This is a genomic window from uncultured Salinicola sp., from assembly GCF_937921195.1.
Taxonomy (GTDB): domain Bacteria; phylum Pseudomonadota; class Gammaproteobacteria; order Pseudomonadales; family Halomonadaceae; genus Salinicola.
This window is the reverse complement of record NZ_CALFQK010000176.1, coordinates 1-26,185: the sequence shown is the minus strand read 5'-3', so window position 1 is coordinate 26,185 and position 26,185 is coordinate 1. Positions and strand designations below refer to the sequence as shown.

24 protein-coding genes, 5 tRNA genes and 1 pseudogene are annotated in these 26,185 nt (G+C 63.6%); 9 read left to right on the top strand and 21 right to left on the bottom strand.

Annotation, left to right across the window (positions count from 1 at the left end):
• The 4 genes and pseudogenes from Q0602_RS21625 to Q0602_RS21610 all read left to right on the top strand — a co-directional run.
• Positions 1–417, top strand: a pseudogene (locus Q0602_RS21625) (monovalent cation/H+ antiporter subunit D); the annotation flags it as partial.
• Complete coding sequence (locus Q0602_RS21620; RefSeq protein WP_295036136.1) at positions 414–911, top strand: Na+/H+ antiporter subunit E; 498 nt, start codon at positions 414–416, stop codon at positions 909–911. The pseudogene Q0602_RS21625 and the gene Q0602_RS21620, both read left to right, overlap by 4 nt.
• A complete protein-coding gene (locus tag Q0602_RS21615) occupies positions 908–1,177 on the top strand; it encodes a K+/H+ antiporter subunit F (RefSeq protein WP_110602547.1) in 270 nt (89 codons plus the stop codon). Before Q0602_RS21620 ends, Q0602_RS21615 begins: the two co-directional genes overlap by 4 nt.
• A gap of 11 nt (positions 1,178–1,188) precedes the next feature.
• Positions 1,189–1,581: a Na+/H+ antiporter subunit G gene (locus tag Q0602_RS21610; RefSeq protein ID WP_295036137.1), complete on the top strand. Its 393-nt coding sequence runs from the start codon at positions 1,189–1,191 to the stop codon at positions 1,579–1,581.
• Positions 1,582–1,611: 30 nt separating this feature from the next.
• Here Q0602_RS21610 and hemH read toward each other — a convergent pair whose 3' ends face one another.
• Positions 1,612–2,595: a ferrochelatase gene (hemH, locus tag Q0602_RS21605; RefSeq protein WP_295036138.1), complete on the bottom strand. Its 984-nt coding sequence runs from the start codon at positions 2,593–2,595 to the stop codon at positions 1,612–1,614.
• A gap of 110 nt (positions 2,596–2,705) precedes the next feature.
• Here hemH and Q0602_RS21600 point away from each other — a divergent pair, with 110 nt between their 5' ends.
• Positions 2,706–4,268 carry a cryptochrome/photolyase family protein gene (locus tag Q0602_RS21600; protein WP_298847919.1) on the top strand — a complete coding sequence of 521 codons (1,563 nt, stop codon included), beginning with the start codon at positions 2,706–2,708 and terminating at the stop codon, positions 4,266–4,268.
• A gap of 182 nt (positions 4,269–4,450) precedes the next feature.
• On the opposite strand, the gene Q0602_RS21595 is transcribed toward Q0602_RS21600, so the two are convergent.
• The 10 genes from Q0602_RS21595 to rnr all read right to left on the bottom strand — a co-directional run bounded on the left by Q0602_RS21595 (position 4,451) and on the right by rnr (position 14,181).
• A complete protein-coding gene (locus Q0602_RS21595; RefSeq protein ID WP_295036140.1) occupies positions 4,451–4,753 on the bottom strand; it encodes a DUF6482 family protein in 303 nt (100 codons plus the stop codon).
• Positions 4,754–4,882: 129 nt separating this feature from the next.
• Positions 4,883–6,664: a bifunctional diguanylate cyclase/phosphodiesterase gene (locus tag Q0602_RS21590; RefSeq protein WP_298847918.1), complete on the bottom strand. Its 1,782-nt coding sequence runs from the start codon at positions 6,662–6,664 to the stop codon at positions 4,883–4,885.
• Positions 6,665–6,728: 64 nt separating this feature from the next.
• Complete coding sequence (locus Q0602_RS21585) at positions 6,729–7,022, bottom strand: hypothetical protein (RefSeq protein ID WP_295036142.1); 294 nt, start codon at positions 7,020–7,022, stop codon at positions 6,729–6,731.
• A 63-nt stretch (positions 7,023–7,085) separates the two neighbouring features.
• Positions 7,086–8,471, bottom strand: a complete 1,386-nt coding sequence (dnaB, locus tag Q0602_RS21580) for a replicative DNA helicase (RefSeq protein WP_298847917.1) — start codon at positions 8,469–8,471, stop codon at positions 7,086–7,088.
• A gap of 169 nt (positions 8,472–8,640) precedes the next feature.
• Entirely contained in the window at positions 8,641–9,087 is a 447-nt protein-coding gene (gene rplI, locus Q0602_RS21575; protein ID WP_295036144.1) for a 50S ribosomal protein L9, read from the bottom strand.
• Positions 9,088–9,103: 16 nt separating this feature from the next.
• Positions 9,104–9,955: a hypothetical protein gene (locus Q0602_RS21570; protein ID WP_295036145.1), complete on the bottom strand. Its 852-nt coding sequence runs from the start codon at positions 9,953–9,955 to the stop codon at positions 9,104–9,106.
• A gap of 45 nt (positions 9,956–10,000) precedes the next feature.
• Positions 10,001–10,228 carry a 30S ribosomal protein S18 gene (gene rpsR / locus Q0602_RS21565; RefSeq protein ID WP_035472385.1) on the bottom strand — a complete coding sequence of 76 codons (228 nt, stop codon included), beginning with the start codon at positions 10,226–10,228 and terminating at the stop codon, positions 10,001–10,003.
• Between the two features lie 26 nt (positions 10,229–10,254).
• Complete coding sequence (gene rpsF, locus Q0602_RS21560; protein WP_110602534.1) at positions 10,255–10,674, bottom strand: 30S ribosomal protein S6; 420 nt, start codon at positions 10,672–10,674, stop codon at positions 10,255–10,257.
• Positions 10,675–10,907: 233 nt separating this feature from the next.
• Positions 10,908–11,705 carry a 23S rRNA (guanosine(2251)-2'-O)-methyltransferase RlmB gene (rlmB, locus tag Q0602_RS21555; RefSeq protein ID WP_298847915.1) on the bottom strand — a complete coding sequence of 266 codons (798 nt, stop codon included), beginning with the start codon at positions 11,703–11,705 and terminating at the stop codon, positions 10,908–10,910.
• A gap of 40 nt (positions 11,706–11,745) precedes the next feature.
• On the bottom strand, positions 11,746–14,181 hold the full coding sequence (gene rnr / locus Q0602_RS21550) for a ribonuclease R (RefSeq protein WP_298847913.1): 2,436 nt from the start codon (positions 14,179–14,181) through the stop codon (positions 11,746–11,748).
• Between the two features lie 270 nt (positions 14,182–14,451).
• Between rnr and Q0602_RS21545 the strand changes: the two genes are divergently transcribed.
• The 3 genes from Q0602_RS21545 (at position 14,452) to Q0602_RS21535 (ending at position 14,801) form a co-directional block, all read left to right on the top strand.
• Positions 14,452–14,538, top strand: a tRNA-Leu gene (locus Q0602_RS21545).
• A gap of 42 nt (positions 14,539–14,580) precedes the next feature.
• Positions 14,581–14,667: transfer RNA gene (locus Q0602_RS21540), tRNA-Leu, on the top strand.
• Positions 14,668–14,714: 47 nt separating this feature from the next.
• A tRNA-Leu gene (locus tag Q0602_RS21535) sits at positions 14,715–14,801 on the top strand.
• A gap of 86 nt (positions 14,802–14,887) precedes the next feature.
• Here the strand turns inward: Q0602_RS21535 and Q0602_RS21530 are convergent.
• The 3 genes from Q0602_RS21530 to Q0602_RS21520 form a co-directional block, all read right to left on the bottom strand.
• Entirely contained in the window at positions 14,888–15,742 is an 855-nt protein-coding gene (locus Q0602_RS21530; RefSeq protein WP_298847911.1) for a DNA/RNA non-specific endonuclease, read from the bottom strand.
• A 6-nt stretch (positions 15,743–15,748) separates the two neighbouring features.
• Entirely contained in the window at positions 15,749–16,024 is a 276-nt protein-coding gene (locus tag Q0602_RS21525) for an Lrp/AsnC ligand binding domain-containing protein (RefSeq protein WP_110602523.1), read from the bottom strand.
• A gap of 66 nt (positions 16,025–16,090) precedes the next feature.
• Entirely contained in the window at positions 16,091–16,567 is a 477-nt protein-coding gene (locus Q0602_RS21520; RefSeq protein ID WP_298847908.1) for a methylated-DNA--[protein]-cysteine S-methyltransferase, read from the bottom strand.
• A gap of 146 nt (positions 16,568–16,713) precedes the next feature.
• Here Q0602_RS21520 and Q0602_RS21515 point away from each other — a divergent pair, with 146 nt between their 5' ends.
• Positions 16,714–17,070 carry a high-potential iron-sulfur protein gene (locus Q0602_RS21515; protein WP_298847906.1) on the top strand — a complete coding sequence of 119 codons (357 nt, stop codon included), beginning with the start codon at positions 16,714–16,716 and terminating at the stop codon, positions 17,068–17,070.
• A 25-nt stretch (positions 17,071–17,095) separates the two neighbouring features.
• Here the strand turns inward: Q0602_RS21515 and Q0602_RS21510 are convergent, their stop codons facing one another.
• The 7 genes from Q0602_RS21510 to Q0602_RS21480 form a co-directional block, all read right to left on the bottom strand.
• The gene (locus Q0602_RS21510; RefSeq protein ID WP_298847904.1) at positions 17,096–18,652 is read right to left on the bottom strand and encodes a SpoVR family protein; all 1,557 of its coding nucleotides are present in this window, start codon (positions 18,650–18,652) and stop codon (positions 17,096–17,098) included.
• 42 nt (positions 18,653–18,694) lie between these two features.
• Positions 18,695–19,975, bottom strand: coding sequence for a YeaH/YhbH family protein (locus Q0602_RS21505; protein ID WP_298847902.1), 1,281 nt, complete (start codon positions 19,973–19,975; stop codon positions 18,695–18,697).
• Positions 19,976–20,084: 109 nt separating this feature from the next.
• On the bottom strand, positions 20,085–22,007 hold the full coding sequence (locus Q0602_RS21500) for a PrkA family serine protein kinase (protein WP_298847901.1): 1,923 nt from the start codon (positions 22,005–22,007) through the stop codon (positions 20,085–20,087).
• 320 nt (positions 22,008–22,327) lie between these two features.
• Positions 22,328–23,377, bottom strand: a complete 1,050-nt coding sequence (locus Q0602_RS21495) for a low specificity L-threonine aldolase (protein WP_295040350.1) — start codon at positions 23,375–23,377, stop codon at positions 22,328–22,330.
• A 265-nt stretch (positions 23,378–23,642) separates the two neighbouring features.
• Entirely contained in the window at positions 23,643–25,655 is a 2,013-nt protein-coding gene (locus tag Q0602_RS21490) for an NADPH-dependent 2,4-dienoyl-CoA reductase (protein ID WP_298847898.1), read from the bottom strand.
• Between the two features lie 273 nt (positions 25,656–25,928).
• Positions 25,929–26,005 (bottom strand) — tRNA-Asp (locus Q0602_RS21485).
• A 4-nt stretch (positions 26,006–26,009) separates the two neighbouring features.
• A tRNA-Val gene (locus Q0602_RS21480) sits at positions 26,010–26,086 on the bottom strand.
• Positions 26,087–26,185: the final 99 nt, after the last annotated feature.

Sequence of the window (26,185 nt, the reverse complement as noted above, 5' to 3'; positions counted from 1 at the left end):
GGTGTGACCCAACCGGCCCTGCGGGGGCTGTTCTACTTCGTCGGCGCGGTCACGGTGATCGGCCTGCCACCACTCTCGGGCGCCATCGGCAAGGCGCTGCTGCTGAATGCCGCGCTACCCAGCGAGCAGCCCTGGCTATGGTCGCTGCTGCTGCTGTCGAGCCTGGCCGGGCTCGTCGCCATGGCGCGTAGCGGCTCGACCGTGTTCTGGAAGGCGGGGCGCGGCGATAGCGATGGCCCCAGGTTGAAGCCGGCGATGCTGGCCGGGCTGCTCCTGCTGATCGGCGCGTCACCGGCACTATCGATTCTCGCCGCCCCGATCACACGATTCACCGATGCCAGCGCCACTCAACTGCTCGATCACGACGCCTATGCCGAGGCGATCCTGTCCCGCAACGTTGCCGGAGGTGACTCATGATTCCTCCCACTCGCTGGCTGCCGATGCCGGTATTGTCGCTGCTGCTGCTGGTGGTCTGGCTACTGCTGCAGCAGAGCGTCGCGCTGGGGCAGTGGCTCCTCGGCGGCGTGCTGGCGATCCTGATCCCGGTGATCTGCCGACCTTTCTGGGAGCGCCAGCCGACCATCAAGCGCCCTCTGAAACTGCTGGGTTACTTCTTCCGCGTCCTGGGCGATATCGTTACCGCGAACATCCAGGTCTCCAAGTTGATACTCGATCCCCGGGGGCGGATGCGTCCGGCCTTCGTCGAGTACCCGCTGACATTGAAGGAGAACTTTCCGATCACCATCCTGGCCAGCACCATCACCATGACGCCGGGCACCGTCTCCGCCCATCTGCGGCTCGACGGCAGGACCCTGCTCATCCACGCGCTGGACGTGGCGGACACCAGGGCGTTGATCGACGAAATTCACCAGCGCTACGAGCGCCCCCTGCTGGAGATCTTCGAATCATGATCGACATGGCCCTGTGGATCGCGCTGGCGCTGTTCTGCGCCGCCATCGTACTCAACTTCTATCGAGCCGTGGTCGGCCCCAGCCTGCCGGATCGGGTACTGGCGGTGGACACCATGTACATGAACTCGATCGCGCTGATCGTCCTGTTCGGTATCTGGGTCAACAACAAGGACTACTTCGAAGCGGCGCTGCTGATCGCGATGCTGGGCTTCGTCAGCACCATCGCCATCTGCAAGTATCTGCTGCGCGGCGACATCATCGAATAGGAGGCGGGACGATGCTGAACACGATTATCGAAGGCGCGATCGCCTTCATGCTCATCGCCGGTGGCGCGTTTGCCTTCATCGGCTCGCTGGGCCTGACGCATCTCAAGGACTTCTACATGCGTCTACACGGCCCTTCCAAGACGACCACGCTGGGCGTCGGCTGCACCCTGATCGGCTCGCTGATCTACTTCAGCCGGGAAGACGGCCCGATCATCCAGGAACTGCTGATCACCATTTTCGCCTTCATCACCGCACCGGTGTCGGCCCACATGCTGGCCAAGAGCGCGCTGCACCACAAACTGAAGCCCGACCCCCGCACCCGCGGCAATCCGGTCGAGCTGGAGAGCGACAAGCCCAAACACTCCATCGAGGAGGCCCCCCAGGGCGACTCCCCTCTGCCTTGACGGCGCCTTGGCGAGCTGCCGTCGCCGGCATCACCAGCCGGCGGTGTGCTGCTCGACCAGATGGGTCAGCAGGGTAATGTGCTCCGGACGCTCGTTGAGCGCGGGGATGTAGCGATAGCGTCCCCCCCCGGCCTGCTGGAAGTAGTGGCGGTTCTCGGCGTCGATCTCTTCCAGGGTCTCCAGGCAGTCCGCCGCAAAGGCGGGGCTGATGACGTCGACGCACTCGGTCTTGTCCGCGCCCCAGGCCTTGAGCGTTTCGTCGGTGTAGGGCTTGAGCCACTCCTCACGTCCGAATCGCGACTGATAACTCTGAAACCACTCCCCTTCGCCGAGCCCCAGCTCCTCGGCCAACAGCCGGCTGGTGGTCTCGCAGTGCCTGGCATAGGGGTCGCCGTTGTCGACGTAGCGCTTGGGGATGCCGTGATAGGACATCAGCAGCCGACCTCGGTCGCCGTTGGCCTCCCAGTGCTGGCGGACGCTGGCTGCCAGCGCCGCAATATAGTCCGGATGGTCGTGGTAATCGCGTACGAAGCGCAGCTCCGGCAGATGCGGACAAGGTTCCAGCGCCCTGGCCAGGCGCTGGAAGACCGCGCCCGTGGTGGTCCGCGAAAACTGCGGATAGAGCGGTAGCACCAGGATTTTTTCGACTCCTGCCTTGCGCAGCGCCAGCCCGGCCTCCTCCATGCTCGGCTTGCCGTAGGTCATCGCCAGTTCCACCGGGATCGCTTCTCCGGTACTGGCTGCCAGCGACTCCCTCAACGCGCGCTGCTGGCGCCGGCCGATCGCCAGCAGCGGTGACCCCTCTTCCTGCCACACCGACGCATAGGCCTTGGCGACCTTGGGCGGGCGAATACGCAGAATCACGCCATGAAGAATGGGCCACCACAGCCAGCGCGGCGCGTCGATGACCCGAGGGTCGCCGAGGAATTCCCCGAGATACTCTCTCACGGCCTTGGCCGTGGGCGCCTCGGGCGTTCCCAGATTGACCAGCAGCACTCCGTAACGGGCCGCCATAGCACCACTCCTTTCCCTGCCATCCTTTGATGAAATTCTACCATCGTCGCTTGCACTTACCCGATCATCTTATACGATCAACACCATGTGTATAAGTTATGGATAACTTCATGTCGCGTCCGTTGATCCTGATGCTGGGTGATCAGTTGAGTGAGGCGCTGGAAGTCCTCACCGGCGCCCCCGCCAACGCCGTCGTCGCTCTCTGCGAGGTCAAGGCAGAGGGGGAGTATGTCCCTCACCATCCCCAGAAGATCGCGCTGATATTGTCGGCGATGCGTCACTTCGCGGATACCCTGCGCGACAAAGGGTATCAGGTCCACTACAGCCGGCTCGACGACGATGACAACCGCCAGGATCTGCTGCAGGAGGCCGAGCGACTCGCCGACGCCTACGGCTGCGATGAAATCCGGGTGACGCATCCCGGCGAATGGCGACTGCTGGAGCGCATCCAGCGTCGGGGCACGCGCTGGCGACTCTACGACGATACCCGCTTCTACTGCTCCATCGCCGAGTTCGGCGAGTGGCTCGAGGGGCGCAAGCGCTTCCGGATGGAGGACTTCTACCGCCAGATGCGCAAGCGTACCGGACTGCTGATGGAGGAAGACGAACCGGCCGGCGGTCAGTGGAACTTCGATCACGACAACCGACGGCCCCTCGAGAAGGGGCTTGGGTTTCCCGAGCCGCCGCGCCATCGCCGGGACGCCATCACCCGCGAGGTCCTGGCGCTGGTGGAGTCCCAGTTCGGCGACCATTTCGGCACCCTGGACGGTTTCAACTGGGCGGTCACGCGGCGCCAGGCGCTGAGCGACCTGCACCATTTCATCGCCCACGCACTACCCGACTTCGGCACCTACCAGGACGCCATCAGCGACGAACAACCCTGGCTGTTTCATTCGCGGCTCTCGGCGGCGATGAACATCGGCCTGCTCTCTCCACGCGAAGTGTGCGATGCCGCCGTGGCGGCCTGGCACCGGGAGGAGGTTCCCATCAACGCCGTGGAAGGCTTCGTGCGCCAGATCCTGGGCTGGCGGGAATACGTCCGCGGCATCTATTGGCAACGCATGCCGCACTACAAGCGCGAGAACCGCCTGGACGCACGGCGTGGCCTGCCCGACTTCTACTGGACCGCCGACACCGATCTGCGCTGTGTCCGGCGCGCCCTGGAGATGACCCGCGACAACGCCTATGCCCACCATATCCAGCGCCTGATGATCACCGGCAACTTCGCGCTGCTTTGCGGAGTCGCCCCCGCGGCGCTCTGCGACTGGTACCTGGCGGTCTACGTCGACGCCTTCGAATGGGTCGAGCTGCCCAACACCCTGGGCATGACCCTCTACGCCGATGGTGGCTATCTCGGGTCCAAACCCTACTGCGCGTCGGGAAAATACATCGACCGCATGTCGGACCACTGCCGCCAGTGCCGCTACGACGTCAAGAAGGTCACCGGCGAGGGCGCTTGTCCCTTCAACAGCCTGTACTGGCACTTTCTGGAGCGTCATCGCGAGCGTCTACGTGGCAACCACCGCATGAAACTGATCTACGGGAGCTGGGATCGCATGCAGGAAGACAAGCGAGCGGCCATCCTCGACCAGGCAGCGCGCTTCCTGCGCTCGATCCACTTCGAGGCGCCCTACGGCCAAGGTGATCACGCAGAAGGCTACCAGCGTCGCTGACGACGGGAGGTTCGCGGAGCCTGACAAGCCGGCACCGGCGTAGACGAGAGAAGAAAGCAGAGAGAAGAGAAAGAGTATTCCCTCCAGAGCATGGCAAGTCACTGCGGGACTCGCCGGAGGGAAATCAGGTTGGTGAATGGAAAATTCGTCGACTTGGCGTCATCGAGACCGTCGGTCCGGGATCAGAAGACCAGCGGCATCCGCGACAGCAGCGGATCGTGATAATGCGGATCGTGCCCGACGATCTCGTCGTTGGCAACCTGCTGGACCAGATAGGCGCGGTGGATGCCGGCCTGTTTCAGTTCGCCATAGACATCGTCGAGGGAGCGAAACAGCATCGGTTTGCCGCGCCGGGTCAAGGCCTGCGTGGCACCGTCTTCCGGTTCCAGCATGACCTGATAGTAGCGGCTGCCGGCATGGGCGATGACGCGGATCTCGAAGTTCTCATGATGTCGTTGATATTGCTCTAGCTCCTTGAGTTCCATGGTTCCCTCCTGTGGGTCGTTTATGGAATCGTATTCTGGATCGGGAGACGCTCCTTGCCATCCCGTCGCGACACCCTGACAGTCGGTTGTGACAGAGCTGTGACTAAGACGTCAGGGCACGCTGATCGTTCACTTCCCGACAGGCGCCGAATGGCGGTCTAGCCTCACCACGATCCGGCCGTTGCCGGCGCGCTTGGCTGCCGGCTTGAAGTGACTCCAGAGGTCGCCGAAGCTCTCGACCCTGGCCTCGGCACCGACGCGAAGCGCGATGATCGACAGGCGGACCAGCGGAAAAAAACGCCATTGATCGTAGCGATCCTTGGCATGAAAGCCACCTTCCGCTCTGGCGTCGGCGGGAACCAGCGCATGACTCTCGGCGATGAAGCGTCGTTGGATACCGGCCAGCCGGCGGTGGAGATTCTTCCCGTCATCCAGCAGCAGTATGAAATCGTCGCCGCCGAGGTGGCCCAGAAAGTCCTCCCGCCCCAGTTCGCTGCTCACCAGATTCGCCAGCGCGAGGATCATTCGATCCCCCAGGGCGTAACCGAACCGGTCATTGAAGGGCTTGAAATTGTCGAGATCCAGATAGCAGGCGACGAAGCCCCGCGCCTGGCGCTGATAGTGCTCCAGTGCCACCCTGATGGGGCGGTTGCCGGGCAACTGGGTCAACGGATTGGCCTGGCGCGCCAGTTGAACCTGCTGTTCCGTGAACAGTTGCAGCAGGTTGATGACGTGCCCCATGCCCAGATAGCGGCCACCGTCGGTGATGATGAAATCCTCGTCCCGGGAGGCTTCGTCGCGCCCCGTCACCTTGCGCGAGACCCGCTCCAGCGGCTCGTGGGCCTCCACACAGAGCGCCTGGGTCCGCATCACCTTGGTGATGGGCTGACGACCGTGAAGATCGAAACCGAAGCGTTTGCCGAGCAGCGCCATGAGCTGCTGACGCCCCAGGATACCGATCGGCCGGCTCCTGCCATCGACGACCGCCAGCGCGTTGGCATGCGGCAGACGGCTGAAGCGCTCGGACGCCTCCGCCACACAGAGGTCGGCATCCAGCGCAGGCAGCGGCACGCTGAGGCGCTGGATCTCTGTCGCGGCGGTGGCCGGGCGACGATTGGCCGCCAGTGAAGCGAGCCGGGCCTCGAGCGCCTCGCGCATCCGGTGGGGGGCGGCATCGGGGGGCGCGAACAACCACCCCTGGCAATAATCCGCGCCCAGCTCGAGAAGCGTATCCAGCTCCCCCTCCCGCTCCACTCCCTCCGCGATGACCCGACTGTCCATGCTGTGCGCGATATCGATGATGGAGCGGACGAACCGGCGCTTGACGCGATCCTCGTCAAGACGACTGACGAAGTGGCGATCCAGCTTGACGTAGTCCGGATTGAGCTGGGACCAGAGTCGCAGGCCGGCGTACCCGTCTCCCAGATCGTCCAGCGCGATGGAGAATCCCATCGCCTGATAGTAGCGGGCAGCCTCGGCCATCAGGTCGGGGTCGATCCCCGGCGACTGTTCGGTGATCTCGATGACGATGCGGGCGGGCGAGAGACCGTGCTGCTCAAGCAGAGCCAGCGTCCTGCCGCCGAGATTCTCCGGGTCGATCAGGACTTCCGGACTGACGTTGAGGAACAGAAGCTCGCCAAGGCCGGTACCCACCCAGCTTTCGATCGCCCGTTCCCGACACCCGCACTCCAGCGCGGCCAGCAGGTCGCATGCGCGGGCCGCCCGGAACATCGGGATCGGATTGGCATAGGGCGAATCCCGCGGGCCGCGAGACAAGGCCTCGTACGCCAGAATGTGGCCGGTCGCGACGGAAACGATCGGTTGAAAATGCACGCTCAGATCGCGACGGGCGACGATCTCCTCGAGGGAGGGGTTATCGATGGGAGCGAGGGGTGGGTTCATGAATGCCATGAAACAGAAACATCATGACACAACAATGACACACAAAGTTACAACCACCTCAAGACGGCGGCGATCATTGATAATCGGAAGGGTCGATCGCCTTGCCCAGTGAGTTGCGATCGATCCACTTGCCCGCCTTGGCTTCCTTGTAGCGAAATACCACGCGATCACCGATGGCAACCGGCAATTCGGCATCTTCCGTCTGGTAACTGTAGAGCTCGCCATCGACCGTCAGCCAGTGACGGTAGAGATCGGGCATGCCCAGCCACTCCTTGAAGGGGCCTTCGCGCTCGAGCTTCTCCAGTTGGCCTCGTACCTCGATCTTGGGGACCCGTTGACGACGCCCCCGCTGAAAACCGCCTGCCATGATTCGACTCCTTGATGTCTTTCCAAAACACCGGCAATGCCGGCTTCTTCACTGTCTGTCGGCTTACTCGTAGTGCTGGCCGTAGCTGTCCGGCGCCAGATCCTCGAAGCGCGTGTACTTGCCGATGAAGGCCATGTGGACGGTGCCTATGGGGCCGTTACGCTGCTTGCCGATGATCAGCTCGGCCAATCCCTTGTTGTCGGGGTTGTCGGAGTTGTAGACCTCGTCGCGATAGACGAAAGCGATGACATCGGCGTCCTGCTCGATGGCGCCGGATTCACGCAAGTCCGACATGACGGGGCGCTTGTTGGGTCGCTGCTCCAGCGAGCGGTTGAGCTGAGAGAGCGAAACCACCGGACAGTGGAACTCCTTGGCCACGCCCTTCAGTGAACGAGAGATCTCCGAGATCTCGGCGGTCCGGTTCTCGGAGAGTCCCGGCACCTGCATCAGCTGTAGATAGTCGATCATCACCAGGCCGACATTGCCGTGCTCGCGGGCGATGCGGCGCACCCGCGACCGCAGTTCATTGGGCGACAGCGCCGGCGTATCGTCGATGAACAGCTGCCGATCCTTGAGCAGATTGACCGCCGAGGTCAATCGTGGCCAATCCTCGTCCTCGAGCTGGCCGGTACGCACCCGCGTCTGATCGATCCGCCCCAGAGACGAGAGCATGCGCAGCATCAGCGATTCCGCGGGCATCTCCATCGAGAACACGATGACCGGCTTGTCGTTGGAGACCACCGCGTGCTCCACCAGGTTCATGGCGAAGGTGGTCTTGCCCATGGAGGGTCGGCCCGCGATGATCACCAGGTCCGAGGGCTGCAGGCCCGAGGTCATGTCGTCGAGATCGCGAAAACCGGTCGAGATCCCGGTCATCTGCCCCTTCATGTTGAACAGCTCGTCGATCCGGTCGACCGCCTTGGTCAGCAGGTCGCTCATGCCGATCGGCCCGCCGAACTTGGGCCGGGACTCGCTGATCTGGAACACCAGCCGCTCGGCCTCGTTGACCAGCTCGTCCGGCGGCCGCCCTTCCGGGGAGTAGGCGCTGTCGGCGATCTGACGTGAGGCCTGGATCAGTTTTCGCAGCGTCGCCCGCTCGCGGACGATATCGGCGTAGGCGCGAATGTTGCTGGCCGACGGCGTGTTGCGTGCCAGCTCCGCCAGATAAGCGAGCCCTCCCACGCTCTCGAGCTGATCGCGACGCTCCAGCGCTTCCGACAGCGTGACGACATCGAGTGGATGCGCACTCTCGGCCAGTTCCGCCATCGCATTGAATGCCAGGCGATGCTCGTGGCGATAGAAGTCGTCCGCGACCAGGCGCTCCGACACCGTATCCCAGCTGCTGTTGTCGAGCATCAGCCCGCCCAGCACCGACTGCTCCGCCTCCAGCGAGTGCGGCGGCATCTTCAGTTGTGCGGTTTCGTGATCATTGTCGACGCGTTGATTCATGCTTGGCGTTCATCCCGTGTCGCGCGCAGAACACGCTGCAAATGTCTGGCGCTCATTCTACCCAGTCGGCAGCCGCCATCGCCACGCCTCCCGGCCATGAAAAAGGCACGCAGGGCGTGAACCCTGCGTGCCTTCGGCCAGACGTCTCGGCGACGACGATGGTCGAGATTTACTCGGCCACCACCACCACGCGGACGCTGGAAGTGACTTCGGCATGCAACTGCAGCGCGATGTCATACTCGCCGGTCTGGCGAAGCGGGCCTTCCGGCATGCGAACTTCGCTCTTGGCGACTTCGATGCCGGCCTGGGCCATGGCTTCGGCCAGATCGCGCGGGCCGATGGAACCGAACAGCTTGCCTTCCTCGCCCGCTTTCGCGACCAGAGACAGTTCGATTTCGGCGAGCTGTGCCGCGCGGGTCTCGGCCTGGGCCTTGCGCTCGGCAGCCTGGGCTTCGAGCTCGGCGCGCTGCGCTTCGAACGCTTCGACGTTGTCTTTGGTTGCCGGCACGGCCAAGCCGTAGGGAACCAGGTAATTACGGCCGTATCCGGGCTTGACGGTGACCTTGTCACCCAGGTCGCCCAGCTTGCCGATGTTATCGAGCAGAATGACTTCCATTCTCGTGAACCTCTCGTCAATCACTGCGTGTCAGACGACCGCGAAAATCCGCGAAGGTATCTACCAACGCCAACAGCAGTACAATCAGAATCGTGGGCCAGGTGGTCAACAGCAAGGCATAAAAGCCTACCAGCCAGAACCCGCTCATTCCCTTCAAACCAATAAACCCATGAACCAGTGCCACACCGGCGACCAGCAACGGAACCCAGGCCAGCAGGCTGGCGGCGGGAACGGCCAGTACCATGCCCAGCGCCATCAGCCCGACCAGCAGCAGGAGCTGCTTGCGCGACAGTTTCAGTGCATGAAACTCTTCGCGAAACCCTCCGGGGTTGTAAAGCCCCGCCTGCCAGCTGCGAGCCAGCGCCAGGCAGGCGATCCCGGCGAGCAGCACGACCAGGCCGGTCGCCCCGCCGATCACCAGCGTCGCCATCAACTCGGTATCGACGCCCTGCGCCGATAGCTGGTCGAGCATGCTGGCGACCTCCGACGAGCTCTGCCGCAGCTCCGCCAGCAGTGGCGCGGTCCCTCCGGCCGGCACGAAGATGCCAAGCTGCACCAGCGCCATGCAAACCACGCTGCCGACGATGAGCGCTTCGGACCAGCGCATGCGTGAACGCAGCACCGTCGCCATCAACGTCACCAGCAGGATGCTGGCCAGCGGGACCGAGTCACCCTGCATCCACCACCAGCCGGCGGGAAGGGCTGCGGCCAGCAGCACCGGCGCCGCCGTGGTCATGCCCCGGCGCAGGGTAACCAGCCCGGCGACTGCGGCACTGAACCAGAACAGCCACGGCACCAACGCTGTCAGTGCGGCCGCCGCTATCGCTTGTGGCGTACCGCGCATGATCCAACGTGCCAGTGCCAGCATGATGCCTCGCTATGGATTACCGATCGTGGACTACCGGATCAGGGTTTACTGGTGGCTGTCGGAGTACGGCAGCAGCGCCAGGTAACGCGCCCGCTTGATCGCGGTAGACAGTTGACGCTGGTAGCGCGCCTGAGTACCGGTAATACGGCTCGGGACGATCTTGCCAGTTTCAGTGACGTAGGCTTTCAGCGTATCGATGTCTTTGTAATCGATGTACTTCACGCCTTCGGCGGTGAAGCGGCAGAATTTACGGCGACGGAAAAAACGTGCCATGAGAGTCTCTCCTTAGCGAAATCGAATCAGTTGGTTTCGGCGGTGGTTTCGGAACGCTCGGGGCGCTCTGAACGCTCACGATCGCCACGCTCGGAGGGCTTGTCGTCACGGCGACGGCTCTTCTCTTCAGCCGGCTTCATCATCGGCGAGGCTTCGGTAACGGCCTCTTTGTTGCGCACGATCATGCTGCGGATGATGGCATCGTTGAAGCGGAAGATGTTCTCGATCTCGTCGAGGGTCTCGCCGCTGCATTCGATGTTCATCAGCACGTAGTGTGCCTTGTGGATCTTGTTGATCGGGTAGGCCAGGTGGCGACGGCCCCAATCCTCGAGACGATGCACGGTACCGCCGTTCTCGGTCACGAGGCTGGTGTAGCGCTCGACCATGGCCGGAACCTGCTCGCTCTGGTCCGGGTGGACCATAAACACGATTTCATAATGACGCATGTTAGCTCCTTGCGGTTTGGCAGCTTCCGCGCGGCGACACTCCTTAAGAGATGACCACCACGAGAAGCAAGGAGTCGATACCGGGTGAACGGCACAGTGCTCCGTTCACGACCCCGGATATTCAGACCAATTGGCGATTCGCCCGGACGAGCCCGAGCGGGAGTCGCGTTCCATGAGCATAGCCTGCCCACAGAACCGCGCAATTGTAGAGGCCAAGCCCTGTCAGCGCAAGTTCAACCGGCAACGCGCCCTGCCCGCTGGCGTACCGCCTCGAACAGACAGATGCCGGTGGCGACCGAGACATTGAGACTGGAGACACCGCCCTGCATCGGCAGCTTGACCAGCCCATCACAGGCCTCGCGAGTCAGACGGCGCATCCCCTTGCCCTCGGCGCCCATCACCAGGGCACAGGGCACGGTGAAATCGGCGTCGTAGAGGAGCGAATCCGCTTCACCGGCGGTACCGGTGATCCAGACGCCCTGCTGCTTGAGCTTCTCCATGCAACGGGCGAGATTGGTGACCTGGAACACCGGCACCAGCTCCGCCGCCCCGCAGGCCACTTTGCGCACCGTCGCATTGAGCGGCGCCGACTTGTCCTTGGGCACGATCACGCCATTGACCCCGGCAGCGTCGGCGCTGCGCAGGCAGGCGCCCAGATTGTGGGGGTCGGTGACGCCGTCCAGAATCAGCAGCAGTGGCGGCGGGCCGGCCTGCCACTGCTCGAGCCGCCACCACAGGGTCGTTTCGCTCTCGGCGATCAGCGGCTCGCAAAAACCGATCACGCCCTGATGAGACGCTTGATGGGAGACCCCGTCGAGCACCTCACGCGCCATTCGCCTCAGTTCGCAACCCGTCGCGTGGGCCTGTTGCAGCAGAGCCTCCAGGCGCTGCTCGGCATGGCCTTGCTGAACCCACAGCACTTTCGGCGGCTGGCCGCGTTCGAACAGCGCACGAACGGCGTGGACGCCGTAGACGGGCTCCAGCCCGTCCGGCATGCGAGGCAGATCGCGCGGTTTCGCGGGACGACTCATCTCGGGTGGCGCCTGCTGGACGGCTGGCCGACGGCCGCCGTCATCGCTTGCCACCGCGTTGACGCGGGCCGCGGGAACGACGCTTGCCGCCCTCGTCGTTGCTCCCCGCTGCCCCCTGGCGCTCACGCTTGCCGGGGCGACTCTTGCGTGACGAGGGCTTCTTGGCGGGCGCGTCAGCAGTGGGAGCATCGCCGCCGGGCTTTTGGCCACGTGGCGTGCGACGGTGGCGCGGCGCCGCATCGGCGAGATCGAAATCGATCTTGCGGTCATCGAGATCGACCCGGGCGATGCGCACGGTGACGCCATCTCCCAGGCGATAGGCGACGCCGCTGCGCTCGCCCTTGAGACGGTGTTTTTCCGCTTCGTAGTGATAGTAGTCGGACGGCAGCGAGGTCACGTGCACCAAGCCTTCCACGTAGACGTCGTCGAGGCGCACGAAGATCCCGAACTGGGTCACCGAGGCGATGGTGCCTTCGTAGACCTCGCCCACCTTGTCGGAGAGGAACTCGCACTTCAGCCAGTCGGTGACGTCACGCGTGGCGTCGTCGGCGCGACGCTCGGTCATCGAGCAGTGCTCGCCCAGCTCGACCATCTGTTCGAAGGTATACGGGCACCAGATCGAGGGTTTCTCGACCGGCGCCCCCTCCGCGCGCTGCACGGTCTGGGTCTGGCGCGGGCCGCGAATGACCGACCGTATCGCGCGATGCACCAGCAGGTCGGGATAGCGGCGAATCGGCGACGTGAAATGCGCGTACGCCTGATAAGCGAGGCCGAAGTGTCCGTCGTTCTGCGGCGAATAGACCGCCTGGCTCATCGAGCGCAGCATGACGGTCTGGATGATATCGAAGTCCGGGCGCCCCTGAATCGCCTCGCGCAACGCCTGGTAGTCCTTCGGCGACGGTTCGTCACCGCCCCCCAGCGTCAGCCCCAGCTCACCCAGGAATACGCGCAGATTTTCCAGCCGCTCGGGTGCCGGCGACTGGTGGACGCGATAGAGCGCGGGCAGGTCGTGCTTGTCGAGGAAGCGCGCCGTGGCGACGTTGGCCGCCAGCATGCACTCCTCGACCAGCTTGTGGGCGTCGTTGCGCGTGCGCGGCACGATCTTCTCGATCTTGCGCTCGTCGTTGAAGACGATCTGCGTCTCGGTGGTCTCGAAGTCGATCGCCCCGCGCGCCTCGCGGGCCTGGCGCAGCACCTTGTAGAGCGCGTGCAGATTCTCCAGCGATGGCACCAGCTCGCGGTAGTGCTCGCGAAGTGCTGCCCCTTCGTCGCTGTCCGGCTCCTCCAGCATCGCGCCGACCTGGTTGTAGGTCAGCCGGGCATGGGACTGAATCACCGCCTCGTAGAACTTGTAGCGGCTGATGGTGCCGTTCTGGGAGATGTTCATCTCGCAGACCATGGTCAGGCGGTCGACGTGCGGGTTGAGGGAGCAGAGCCCGTTGGAGAGCAGCTCCGGCAGCATCGGCACGACCTGCCCAGGGAAATAGACGGAATTGCCGCGGATGTAGCCCTCGTTGTCGAGGGCACTGCCGCCGCGAACGTAGTGGGAGACGTCGGCGATCGCCACGACCAGCTTCCAGCTCCCGGACTTGGTCTTCCAGGCGCAGACGGCGTCGTCGAAATCCTTGGCATCCTCACCGTCGATGGTCACCAGCGGCATCTCGCGGAGATCGATTCGCGCCGCCTTGTCCTCCTCCTTCACCTCGGCGGACATGCCGGCGATCTGCTCGTCCACTTCCGGCGGAAACTCAGCGGGAATATCGTGGGAGCGAATCGCGATGTCGATCTCGAGCCCGGGGTCCATCCGCTCCCCCAGAATCTCCACCACTTCACCCACCGGCTGCTTGCGGGTCTCCGGCTGCTGGGTGATGTGGACGGAAACGATCTGGCCGTCTTTCGCGCCACCGCTGACGCTGTGGGGAATGATCACTTCCTGGCTGATCCGCGAGTTCTCGGGGATCAGCACCGCGAATTCGGAACTGTTCTGGCGAAACACGCCGACCAGCGTCTGGGTGTTGCGGGCCAGCACCTCGGCGATGGTGCCCTCGGCGCGACCTCGACGATCCTTGCCGCTGACGCGAGCCAGCACCACGTCGCCGTCGAACACGCGGCGCATCTGGCGCGGCGGCAGCACCAGGTCGGGCTTGACGCCATCGTGCCGAATCAGGAAGCCCATGCCGTCACGGTGCCCCTGAACGCGCCCCTTGATCAGATCGAGCTTGTCGATCAGAGCATAGGCGCCTCTGCGATCCTTGAGGATCTGGCCGTCACGCTCCATCGCCGCCAGCCTGCGACGCACGGCTTCCAGCTGGTTGTCGTCCTCGAGCCCCAGCATCTCACTCATGTCTTCGTGAGTGATCGGCTTGCCGTAGCTCTCCAGCCGCGCCAGCAGATACTCGCGACTGGGTACGGGATTGTCATATTTTTCCGTTTCACGAGCCGCGTGCGGATCGTCATCCAACGTCCAATGAGTCATGCAACCATCGTCCTTGCGTTGAGCCTGCTGGGCTTGGGTTGTAGAGAGAATTCACGCGGCGGGCGGCCTGAGCCGTTCAATCTTTTTGGATTCATTCGCCAAGTATAGCGGTCACGCCAGCCCGACCCAACCATGTGCTGCCAAACAGCCTCGATTGCTGTCGGTGAACGGGTAGCGAAACAGGGCCGACATGCGGTTCGAAGCACCCGCAAACCTTGCTACGGGAGGCTTGCATTCGGATGCAAAATCGGTATTATGCATCGCGCCTTGGCCCAGATGGCGGAATTGGTAGACGCGCTAGCTTCAGGTGCTAGTGTCCTTACGGACGTGGAGGTTCAAGTCCTCTTCTGGGCACCATCGCTTGCGGCGATGGTCGTTTCGAACGCACAAGGCCGGTAAGCCCGGATGGCGGAATTGGTAGACGCGCTAGCTTCAGGTGCTAGTATCCTTACGGATGTGGAGGTTCAAGTCCTCTTCCGGGCACCATTCCAGAGGAGTTTTCCAGACTCCTGGCAGCACCCGATACATGACACGCCCAGGTGGCGGAATTGGTAGACGCGCTAGCTTCAGGTGCTAGTATCCTTACGGATGTGGAGGTTCAAGTCCTCTCCTGGGCACCACGTGTCATGATCGCTTTCCTCTTGCTGCATCACTCGCAACACTCCCCGCAAGACACTTTTTCAGCGCAAGCCGGATACAGCCTCGCTCACTGGTAGCGTCCGGGCCGCGTCGACACCGCCTCGAGACCCCAGCCGTCCTTGTCCACCCGCCCCTCCAGCTGGCGCTCGACGGGGTCGGCCAATTGAGGGAAGAAGTCCAGGCCGGTGCGTGCCTCGATCTCATCGATCGTGACCAGAAAACGGGCAAGGGGCTCGTTGCCGTTGACGTCCTGCGGCATCAGAAACGCCAGCGCACGAGGCGTCGTGCCCGGGGCGATCAATATCTTGTAGAATCCCACGGGGATTTGAGAGAACCCGACCCGATGCAGCAACTGGTCGTCGTAGATCGGCCCGGTGACGACCCAGACGCGACCGAACCTGGGCACGAAATCGTCGATAACCGCTTCTTCCAGGCGCTGCCACAGCTGTCGATTGAGCCTGGGTCGCTGCGGCGTGATATTGGTCATCAGGAAGCTGTCGAGCTGGGCGGCGCGCCCGTGGGCGACCGCCATGGCGTAGTTGGGCGCCATATGCCCCCGGTCATAGCCGCTGCCGGTATAGTCGTTGCTGCTGATGGGCCACAGGCTGCGCCAGTCGGAGTCGAAACGGTCTGGCCGCGGCAGGCTGTGAGGATCGTCGACCCGATTCAGCACATAGCCGACCCACAGCGGCCCGCCCCGCACGTCCGACCATCCCAACAGGAAACCGTCGTTGCGCAGCACCCGGTTCCATCCCCGCCAGTCGTTCCACTGCCACTCGGGTACGCCCATCCAGCTCAACTGGTCGCGGACATCCCCTTCCTGCCAGTACCACAGCCCGCTGATGACGACGACGAAAATCAGGCCGATTCGGGAGGAGCGGGCCAGCTGCCCCAGCAGCCCCCGCTTTCGACGACGCGCCACCCCGACTTACAGGCCGACGGAGAACATGGCGTCGAGGTCGTGGCGTGAGTGCACCTGCATGGCATTGAGCGTTTCGGTGTCACGGATGCCCTCGACGCTCATCAGCCGTTCGGTCACCAGCGAGGCCAAGGATTCGAAATCCCGCGTCCGGGCGATGGCGATGAGGTCGTAGCGGCCGCAGGTCGAATAGACCTCGCTGATTCCCTCCAGATCGGCCAGGCGCTCGGCGACACCCCGTATCCGGCCCTTTTCGACATTGATCAGAATGACGGCGTTCTGCATTTCCCTCTCCCACCGGCGTTCGGCCTTTCGCGAGGCCCGAAGAATGAATGGTCCGGCGCAAGTATATCAGCTCCCGGACCAACCGCCCTCCAGCGTCAGCAGCGCGCGTTTCAGCGTCTCGCCACCGCTGTAGCCCCCCATCCCCCTGGCGGCGACGACCCGATGGCAGGGAATGAACAATGGCAGCGGATTGGCCCCCACCGCACCGCCGATGGCCTGAGCCGCGCCATCCTTGCCCAGGCGATGCGCCATCTCGCCATAGGTGCTGGTCTTGCCGTAGGGGATGCGCAACAGGCCCTGCCAGACCTGGAGCTGGAAATCGCTCCCCTCGGGCGACAGAGTGACATTGAAACTCCGGCGGCGCCCCGCCAGGTAGGCTTCAAGCTCGGCCCGCGCCTGATCGAAGAAACCGGCATCCTCCTGCCAGCTCGACTCCGGCGCCCCGGAACGGGAACTCCGGGGAAGGCGCAGTTCGCGCAGGCCCCGCTCGTCCCCAACCAGCATCATCTCTCCATGATCGGTCAAAAACTGGACATAGCGCATAGTCGACCCTTGGTGGCACCATGATTGGCGATATCGCCCGCCAGCAGATGGCTGCTGCGGATGTCTTGTGACAATGTCACGACACATCGCATACTTCCAGTCATCCAGAAGAGGCAGGCGGCAGGACAACGAACCGGAGACGGATCATGCACGAACCGGCGGAAAAGATGGCGAAAGAGGCCGGCGGGCCGCCAAACGACGAAGGACGTCGGCGCCTTCTTCGGCATGGTATGTACGCCTCCGGCCTGCTGCTGTTCGGATGGCGAGGCCTGCCCGCCCTGGCGCAGGACAAGCCGATGCTGGACCCGGACGCCTATCAAGCCAGGGCGCTCGATTATGTAGAGGACGCCTCGAACGCACAGGGCAATTCCGCCTACCAGGCGGGTCGTCGCTGCGGCAATTGCGACTTCTTCACCGCGTCGAGCCAGGCCTGCGGACTGTTTCCCGACTACCGGGTCGCCAGCGATGGCTGGTGCAGCGGCTGGACGGCCAGCACGTCCTGACACCCATCCCCCGCGGGCGCAGCGCTCATGCCGACTCGCGGGTCGACTCGGGGATCGGCCACTGATAGCGACGCACGACTTCCCCTCCCTCCATCGACTCGAGCTTGATCGGAAACCCCCAGAGCTGGTGCAGATAACGCATCACCGGGAACAGGCTCTGCCCCAGCGGACGGCGCCGATCCTGCACGTGACGTAGCGTCAGCGAACGGTCCCCGCGAATGTCGGCTTCCCACACCTGAATATTGGGCTCCCGGGCCGATAGCGCGTATTGCACGCTGAGCGCTTCGCGGATGCGGCGATAGCCGCGGTCGTCGTGGATCGCCTCGACCTGAAGACTGTCGTCGCGATCGTCGTCGACCAGGCTGAACAGCTTGAGATCGCGGATCACCTTGGGCGACAGGAACTGCTGGATGAACGATTCGTCCTTGAAGTTGTGCATCGCGAAATGCAACGTCTCCAGCCAGTCGCTGCCGGCGATGTCCGGGAACCATTCCCGGTCCTCGTCGGTGGGCGCCTGACAGATGCGCTGGATGTCGCTGAACATCGCAAACCCCAGCGCATAAGGATTGATGCCGTTGAAATAGGGGCTGCCGAAACCCGGCTGGCTGACCACGGAAGTGTGGGACTGCAGAAACTCCAGCATGATGCCTTCGTCGATCAGCCCGTCGTCGTACAGGCGATTCATCAGCGTGTAGTGCCAGAACGTCGCCCAGCCCTCGTTCATGACCTGGGTCTGGCGCTGCGGGTAGAAATACTGGGCCAGCTTGCGCACGATGCGCACGATCTCGCGCTGCCAGGGCTCCAGCAACGGCGCATTCTTCTCCAGAAAGTAGAGCAGATTTTCCTGGGGCTCACTGGGGTAGCGGTCGTGCCGGTGCAGTCCCAGGGGGTCGTTCTCCAGATCGTGCAACGGCTGCTGCACAAGGCCACTGGCCGGGGCCGGGATCGTGCTCCAGAGCCGGTTGACCTGGGTCTGGAGATAGGCCTCGCGCTCATCCTGGCGCCGCACCTCCTCCTCGGCGGAGATCGGCGACGGGCGCTTGTAGCGGTCGACGCCATAATTCTGCAGTGCATGGCAGGCGTCGAGCAGCTGCTCGACCGCCTCCACGCCATGCCGCTCTTCGCACTTGGCGACATATTTGCGGGCGAACACGAGATAATCGACGATCGCCGAAGCGTCCGTCCAGGCGCGGAACAGATAGTTGCCCTTGAAGAAGGAGTTGTGGCCATAGCAGGCGTGGGCGATGACCAGCACCTGCATCATCAGCGAGTTCTCCTCCATCAGGTAGGCGATGCAGGGATCGGAGTTGATCACCAGTTCGTAGGCCAACCCCATCTGCCCCCGGCGATAGGCCTGCTCCACCGACAGAAACTGCTTGCCGAATGACCAGTGGTGATAGCCGATCGGCATGCCCACGCTGGCGTAGGCATCCATCATCTGTTCGGAAGTGATGATCTCGATCTGATTGGGATAGGTATCCAGCCGATACTCCCGGGCCAGCTCCCCAATGGCGCGCTCGTAGGCTTCCAGCGCCTCGAAGTTCCAGTCCGATCCGGTGGCAATGGGCTTGCGTCGCGTCATCGCTCTCTATCTCCTCGCTGCGTTACGTCTCCAGGCCTTCGATCACCCCTTTGCCCGCTGGCGGAAAAGCTCACGGAAAACCGGGTAGATATCTTCCGCCTGGACGATCTGCTGCATGGCGAAGCGCTCGGGGTAGGCCGCCCTGACCGTCTCGTAGGCTTCCCACAGCGCCTGGTGTGCGTGAGGCGTGATCTCCACGTAGGTGAAGTACTGCAACTTGCGCATCAGCGACTCGTCGAGTAACTCGAGACAGGTGGACGAATCGTCGTCCCAGTTGTCCCCATCGCTGGCCTGCGCCACGTAGAGATTCCACTGCTCCGGCGCGTAGCGCGCCTCGATGATGCTGTCGACCAGCGTCAACGCACTGGAGACGATGGTGCCGCCAGTTTCGCGGGAATAGAAGAACTCCTCCTCGTCGACCTCCTTGGCTACGGTGTGGTGGCGCACGAAGACCAGCTCGACCTTCTCGTAGTTGCGCTCGAGGAACAGATAGAGCAGCAGGAAGAAGCGCTTGCCGATGTCCTTGTGCGCCTGGGTCATAGACCCCGAAACATCCATGATGCAGAACATCACCGCCTGGTTCGATGGCATGGGTTGATGCGTAAGATGGTTGTAGCGCAGATCGTAGGTGTCGAGGAACGGGATCGATCCGATCCGCTTCTCGAGCCGTGCGATCTCGGATTTCAGTTCATCGATACGCGCCGGGTTGCGCAGTACCGGATCCTTGCGCTCTTCGGCTTCGAGCGCCTCCTGCGCCTCGCGCAGGGCACGTTTCAGCGGCGCCCGCATGCCGATACGCCGGGCCTGGGCCTCGCGCATCGAGCGGACGATATTGATCCGCGCCGGCACCCCTTCCTTGGAGATCCCCGCACGCACCGGTCGTGTCTCTTCCAATACCTGCAGCTCCTTGCGCTCGAGGTGCGGCAGCTCCAGGCCATCGAAGACGAAATCGAGGAACTCCTCGCGAGACAGCGAGAACACGAACTCGTCCATGCCTTCGCCCTGATTTCCCGCCTGCCCCTCGCCGCTCCCCTGCCCACCGCCACCGCTGGGTCGCCTCAGCCGATCTCCCTCGGCAAACTCCCTGTTGCCGGGACTCACCACCGTTCGCCGACCGCCCGGGCCGTGCTGAAACGAAGGTTCGGAAATATCCTTGGCGGGAATGGAGACTTTCTCGCCACGCTCCATATCGGTGATCGAGCGTCGATTCACCGACTCCTCCACGGCACGCTTGATGTGGGAGCGGTAGCGCTGCAGGAACCGCTGACGGTTCACGGCACTCTTGTTGCGCGCGTTGGGGCGTCGATCGATGAAGTAGCTCATGGCACCTCCCGCAGACTGACTGCGACAGCGACCGACCGGCAATGGCCCCTGCCTCAAGGCGCGGAGAGCGATTCGCGACCCCGCGCCGCTGACATCGACTTGCGATCGTTCAGTGCGACTTGCGCACCCGCAGATACCACTCAGAGAGCAGTCGCACCTGCTTCTCGGTGTAACCGCGCTGCACCATGCGATCGACGAAATCCTCATGCTTGCGCTGATCGGAGGCCGACGCCTTGGCGTTGAACGAGATCACCGGCAGCAGCTCCTCGGTGTTGGCGAACATCTTGTGCTCGATCACCCCGCGGAGTTTTTCGTACGACTGCCAACTGGGGTTCATGCCGTTGTTGTGCGCCCGCGCCCGCAGCACGAAGTTGACCACCTCGTGACGGAAATCCTTGGGATTGGAGATGCCGGCCGGCTTCTCGATCTTCTCGAGATCCTCGTTGAGCGACTGCCGGTCGAACAGCTCGCCGGTCTCGGGATCGCGGTACTCCTGGTCCTGGATCCAGAAATCGGCATAAGTCACGTAGCGGTCGAAGATGTTCTGGCCATATTCGGTGTAGGACTCGAGATAGGCGGTCTGGATCTCCTTGCCAATGAAATCGACGTAGCGCGGCGCCAGGTACTCCTTGATGAAACGCAGATAGCGCTCGTGGGTCTCCTTAGGCAACTGCTCGCGCTCCAGCGCTTGCTCCAGCACGTAGAGCAGATGCACCGGATTGGCAGCAATCTCGTGAGCGTCGAAGTTGAATACCTTGGAGAGGATCTTGAACGCGAACCGCGTGGAGAGCCCATCCATGCCCTCGTCGACGCCGGCGGCGTCGCGATACTCCTGGATCGACTTGGCCTTGGGATCGGTGTCCTTCAGGTTCTCACCGTCGTAGACGCGCATCTTGGAATAGATGCTCGAATTCTCCGGCTCCTTGAGTCGCGAAAGGACCGAGAACTGCGCCAGCATGCGCAAGGTATCCGGCGCGCAGGGCGCCTCGTCGAGGGAGGAGTGCTCGAGCAGCTTCTGATAGATCTTGATCTCCTCGGAGACCCGCAGGCAGTAAGGCACCTTGACGATGTAGACGCGGTCGAGAAAGGCCTCGTTGTTGCGGTTGTTGCGAAACTGCTGCCACTCGCTCTCGTTGGAGTGGGCCATGATGATGCCGTCGAAGGGGATCGCGCCCATGCCTTCGGTGGGATTGTAGTTGCCTTCCTGGGTGGCCGTCAGCAGCGGATGCAGCACCTTGATCGGCGCCTTGAACATCTCGACGAACTCCATTAGCCCCTGGTTGGCCTTGCACAGGCCGCCGGAGAAGCTGTAGGCGTCCGGGTCGTCCTGGGAATAGAGCTCCAGCTGGCGGATGTCGACCTTGCCCACCAGCGATGAGATGTCCTGATTGTTCTCGTCCCCGGGCTCGGTCTTGGAGACCGCGATCTGGTTGAGACGCGAGGGATGCAGGCGCACCACCCGGAACTGCGACAGGTCGCCACCGTACTCCTTGAGCCGCTTGGCCGCCCAGGGCGACATCGGCCCGCGCAGATGGCGCTGCGGGATGTTGTACTCCTTCTCGAGCAGTTCGCCATCCTCTTCGGGGGAGAACAATCCCAGCGGCGACTCGTAGACCGGCGAATCCTTGATGGCGTAGAACGGGACACGCTCCATCAGCAGCTTCAGGCGTTCGGCCAGCGACGACTTGCCCCCGCCCACCGGGCCCAGCAGGTAGAGGATCTGCTTGCGCTCCTCGAGCCCCTGGGCGGCGTGACGAAAGTAGGCGACGATCTGCTCGATCGCCTCTTCCATGCCGTAGAACTCGGCAAAGGCGGGATAGCGACGAATGACCTTGTTGGAGAAGATACGCGACAGGCGGGAGTCCTTGGCCGTGTCGATCGTTTCGGGCTCCCCGATGGCGCTCAGCATCCGCTCGGCGGCATTGGCGTAGACACGGGGATCCTTCCGGCACAGCTCTAGATATTCCTGCAGGCTCATCTCTTCCTGTTGAACCTGCTCGTAACGGCTCTGCACGTGATCGAAGATGCTCATGGAAGCCTCCTGGTCGTGACCCCCAACCGCTCAGGGCGAACGCCCCGCCAGCCGGGCTAGCTGACTATCAGCATAGACAGATGCACGAAGCGTCGGGAAGACTCATTTTGCGAGTCTTTTCAACGCAGCGTCGAAATACACGCTTTAGAACACGCTACCACGATCCGGTTTCGATGCACGGGGAATTTGCATCGACAAAATGCGTCGGTCCACGCAGGTATCGGTAACTCATAGAAAAGCCGGGACAAATTCGCCCGCGGTTCGTCGCGGGCGTGGCGAGGCCCGACCGGCGCCCGAGGAAATTGGGGCGCCGGTATCCGTCAGGGCAGGTCGAAGGCGGCGCGGGCGTCGGCCAACAGCTGGTCGAGCAGCTCGGAGGTGGTGTTCCAGGAGCAGACGAAACGCGCACCGCCAGCCCCGATGAACGTATAGAAAGTCCAGCCCTGGGCGCGCAGTTGGGAGATGACCGGTTCCGGCAGGCTCACGAACACGCTGTTGGCCTGGGTCGGGAACATCAGCGACGCGCCGGGAAGCGATGCCAGGCCGTCGGCGAGATAGCGCGCCATGGCGTTGGCGTGATCGGCGTTGCGCCGCCAGGCGCCGGATTCCAGCAGGCCCAGCCAGGGCGCGGCGATGAAACGCATCTTGGAGGCCAGCTGCCCCGCCTGCTTGCAGCGATAGGCGAAATCCTCGGCCAGCTCCTTGTTGAAGAACAGGATCGCCTCGCCCATCGGCAAGCCATTCTTGGTGCCGGAAAAGCAGAGCACATCGACGCCCGCCTGCCAGGTCAGCTCGGCCGGGGAGGCATCCAGCGCACTGCAGGCGTTGGCGAAACGCGCCCCGTCCATGTGCACGCGCAGGTCGTACTTGTCCGCGACGGTGCGAATCGCCAGCAGTTCCTCGCGAGAGTATACCGTGCCGACTTCGGTGGCCTGAGTGATCGAGACCACCCGTGGCTTGGGATAGTGGATATCGTTGCGCTTGACCACGAGGCGCTCGATCCCCTCCGGCGTCAGCTTGCCGTTCTCGCCAGGGCTGGTCAGCAGCTTCGAACCGTTGGAGAAAAATTCCGGCCCGCCGCACTCGTCGGTCTCGATGTGGGCCAGTTCGTGGCAGATCACGCTGTGGTAACTCTGGCCCAGTGCCGCCAGCGAGAGCGAGTTGGCGGCGGTGCCGTTGAAGACGAAGAAGACGTCGCAGTCGTAATCGAACAGCTCGCGAAAACGATCCGCAGCGCGATGGGTCCAGGCATCGTTGCCGTAGGCGAGATCATCGCTGACGTTTGCCCGGATCAGGTAGTCGAGGGCTTCCGGGCAGATGCCGGAGGTGTTGTCGCTCGCCAGGTAGCGAGGGCTACAATCGGATGTCATCTGGGGGTCCTTGTACGATCCCTCCATCGAGAAAAGCGACTCGGGCCGGTCACGGCGTACAGAGTCCGCGTTTTCTGAGGGTCAGGCATGGCGGTCGAAACCACGGCAGCCTGAATAACAAGAAGCGCGACCCAGCCAGCGACGGGGTCGCCGTCGCGCGGATCGCGCTCACTGGTGAACGCCCAAGTCTAACACCTGCTCTTGCCTATCGGCAGCGTGCGCCACCCGGCCACTCACGCTGACTCAACGCAAACCCGGCTCTCGCTCACAAGGTCGCCGCCAGACGCACCCCCTGGTCGATGGCCCGCTTGGCATCGATCTCCGCGGCGCGCTCGGCCCCGCCGATACGGTGAACCCCCACGCCGGATCCCTGCATCGCCTCGTAGAGCGCCCGCTGCGACTCCTGCCCGGCGCAGATCACGACGGTATCGACCGCCAGCGAGCGGGGCTCACCATCGACGCTGACATGCAACCCGGCGTCATCCACCCGGTGGTAGGTGCATCCCGACAGCGTCTCGACCTGACGCGCCCGCAGCGCCGCCCGATGCACCCAGCCGGTGGTGACGCCGAGCCCGGCGCCTGGCTTTCCGGTCTTGCGTTGCAGCAGGGTGATCTGGCGCGGCACGACAGGCGGCAGCCGCGCCTTCAGGCCGCCGGGGCGTTCGACGCTCAGATCCGCGCCCCATTCGTCGCACCAGCGCTCGGGATCCAGCGCCGGCTGCTCGGCGTGGGAAAGCAGCTCCGCCACATCGAAGCCGATCCCGCCGGCGCCGATGATCGCGACCCGACGCCCGACGCGCTCCGGATGCTGGATCGCCATGGGATAGGAGATCACGCTGGGGTGATCGATCCCCTCCAGTTCGAGTTCGCGAGGCCTGACACCGGTGGCGATGACGATCTCGTCGAAATCCTGCAACTGCTGGACACCGGCTTCCGCGTTGAGGCGCAGCTCCACGCCAAGCAGCGCCAACCGGGTCGAGAAGTAACGCAGCGTCTCGGCGAACTCCTCTTTCCCGGGTATGCGCTGTGCCAACCGGAACTGGCCGCCGATCTCCGGATCACGCTCGAACAGCGTCACTCGATGCCCGCGCTCGGCGCAGGCCGTGGCCGCGGCCAGCCCCGCCGGGCCCGCTCCGACCACGGCGACCCGCTTGGAAGTCGCGGCCGGCGACAGCGTCAGCTCCGTTTCGTGACAGGCGCGGGGGTTGACCAGGCAGGAGGTCAACTTGCCCTTGAAGGTGTGATCGAGACAGGCCTGATTGCAGGCGATGCAGGTATTGATCTCGTCGACCCGGCCCTGCTCGGCCTTGGCCACCCATGCCGGATCGGCCAGAAAGGGGCGCGCCATGGAGACCAGGTCGGCATGCCCGCCGGCCAGTACGGTCTCCGCCACCGCCGGCATGTTGATGCGGTTGGTCGCGATCAGCGGTATCGAGATCGCCTCGCGTACCGCCCGGCCGACGGCCACGAAGGCGGCGCGCGGCACGCTGGTCACGATGGTCGGCACCCGCGCCTCGTGCCAGCCGATCCCGCTGTTGATCACATCCGCCCCGGCCTGCTCGACCGCCAGCGCCAGCGCCACGATCTCGTCCCGGGTGCTGCCATCCTCGACCAGATCGATCATCGACAGCCGGAAGATCAGCAGGAAGTCCGTACCGCAGGCTTCGCGGACCCGGCGCACGATCTCGAGCGCGAACCGGCTGCGATGCGGCGCGTCGCCACCCCAGGCATCGTCGCGATGGTTGGTACGGCGGCACAGGAACTGATTGATCAGGTAACCTTCCGAGCCCATGATCTCGACGCCGTCATACCCCGCGCGCTGCGCCAACCTGGCGCAGCGCACGAAATCCTCGATCTGGCGTTCGACCTCGTCGCCACTCAACGCCCGCGGCACGAACCGGTTGATCGGTGCGGCGATCGCCGAGGGCGCCACCAGATCCGGGGAGTAGGCATAGCGGCCCGCATGCAGGATCTGCAGGCAGATATGGGCCCCCTGCTCATGGACCGCCTCCACCACCGGCCGGTGCTGGTCGGCCTCGGCCTCGTCGGTGAGCCTGGCGGCCCCCTGAAAGACCGCCCCTTCCGCGTTGGGGGCGATACCGCCAGTGACGATCAGGGCGACGCCGTGGCGAGCCCGCTCGGCATAGAACGCCGCCAGACGCTCGAAACCTTCCGGCGCTTCTTCCAGATTGGTATGCATCGAACCCATCACCAAGCGATTGCGCAGCGTCAGCGAACCTACCCGCAACGGGCGAAAGAGATTGGGGAAGTGCGTCACGATCGAATCCACTCATGTCGGGGCGCCCACCGCCGGCAGCGGCTTTCAAACGCGCGTATGAACATCAGTGTAACGAAACCGCCGCCAAGAGCCATTGCACCAAAGCGGTATTTCCACCACCAGGTGACATCGGAACGGAACGACGAGTCAGAGGGCCGTGAATCACAGCAGAGGCGAAGCAGGATGGAGCCGGGCAATGAAAGAGGCTTGGCGCCTGCAGGAGCCATCGCGAACGGGATGGCGAGAGATACCGATTGAAGCAGTAGACGTCGATGGCGGACCGGACGGGACTCGAACCCGCGACCTCCGGCGTGACAGGCCGGCATTCTAACCAACTGAACTACCGGTCCGCTGTGGTGGGTGGTACAGGACTCGAACCTGTGACCCCCAGCATGTGAGGCTGGTGCTCTAACCAGCTGAGCTAACCACCCAGACGTCAAACAATTCGATACAACAAGCACCAGCAATGCGAAGTATGGCGGACCGGACGGGACTCGAACCCGCGACCTCCGGCGTGACAGGCCGGCATT

Coding starts and splice junctions, on each gene's coding strand:
- Q0602_RS21620 (WP_295036136.1), top strand. CDS start 414: ATGATTCCTCCCACTCGCTGGCTGCCGATGCCGGTATTGTCGCTGCTG.
- Q0602_RS21615 (WP_110602547.1), top strand. CDS start 908: ATGATCGACATGGCCCTGTGGATCGCGCTGGCGCTGTTCTGCGCCGCC.
- Q0602_RS21610 (WP_295036137.1), top strand. CDS start 1,189: ATGCTGAACACGATTATCGAAGGCGCGATCGCCTTCATGCTCATCGCC.
- hemH (WP_295036138.1), bottom strand. CDS start 2,595: ATGGCGGCCCGTTACGGAGTGCTGCTGGTCAATCTGGGAACGCCCGAG.
- Q0602_RS21600 (WP_298847919.1), top strand. CDS start 2,706: ATGTCGCGTCCGTTGATCCTGATGCTGGGTGATCAGTTGAGTGAGGCG.
- Q0602_RS21595 (WP_295036140.1), bottom strand. CDS start 4,753: ATGGAACTCAAGGAGCTAGAGCAATATCAACGACATCATGAGAACTTC.
- Q0602_RS21590 (WP_298847918.1), bottom strand. CDS start 6,664: ATGGCATTCATGAACCCACCCCTCGCTCCCATCGATAACCCCTCCCTC.
- Q0602_RS21585 (WP_295036142.1), bottom strand. CDS start 7,022: ATGGCAGGCGGTTTTCAGCGGGGGCGTCGTCAACGGGTCCCCAAGATC.
- dnaB (WP_298847917.1), bottom strand. CDS start 8,471: ATGAATCAACGCGTCGACAATGATCACGAAACCGCACAACTGAAGATG.
- rplI (WP_295036144.1), bottom strand. CDS start 9,087: ATGGAAGTCATTCTGCTCGATAACATCGGCAAGCTGGGCGACCTGGGT.
- Q0602_RS21570 (WP_295036145.1), bottom strand. CDS start 9,955: ATGCTGGCACTGGCACGTTGGATCATGCGCGGTACGCCACAAGCGATA.
- rpsR (WP_035472385.1), bottom strand. CDS start 10,228: ATGGCACGTTTTTTCCGTCGCCGTAAATTCTGCCGCTTCACCGCCGAA.
- rpsF (WP_110602534.1), bottom strand. CDS start 10,674: ATGCGTCATTATGAAATCGTGTTTATGGTCCACCCGGACCAGAGCGAG.
- rlmB (WP_298847915.1), bottom strand. CDS start 11,705: ATGAGTCGTCCCGCGAAACCGCGCGATCTGCCTCGCATGCCGGACGGG.
- rnr (WP_298847913.1), bottom strand. CDS start 14,181: ATGACTCATTGGACGTTGGATGACGATCCGCACGCGGCTCGTGAAACG.
- Q0602_RS21525 (WP_110602523.1), bottom strand. CDS start 16,024: ATGCAGAACGCCGTCATTCTGATCAATGTCGAAAAGGGCCGGATACGG.
- Q0602_RS21520 (WP_298847908.1), bottom strand. CDS start 16,567: ATGCGCTATGTCCAGTTTTTGACCGATCATGGAGAGATGATGCTGGTT.
- Q0602_RS21515 (WP_298847906.1), top strand. CDS start 16,714: ATGCACGAACCGGCGGAAAAGATGGCGAAAGAGGCCGGCGGGCCGCCA.
- Q0602_RS21510 (WP_298847904.1), bottom strand. CDS start 18,652: ATGACGCGACGCAAGCCCATTGCCACCGGATCGGACTGGAACTTCGAG.
- Q0602_RS21505 (WP_298847902.1), bottom strand. CDS start 19,975: ATGAGCTACTTCATCGATCGACGCCCCAACGCGCGCAACAAGAGTGCC.
- Q0602_RS21500 (WP_298847901.1), bottom strand. CDS start 22,007: ATGAGCATCTTCGATCACGTGCAGAGCCGTTACGAGCAGGTTCAACAG.
- Q0602_RS21495 (WP_295040350.1), bottom strand. CDS start 23,377: ATGACATCCGATTGTAGCCCTCGCTACCTGGCGAGCGACAACACCTCC.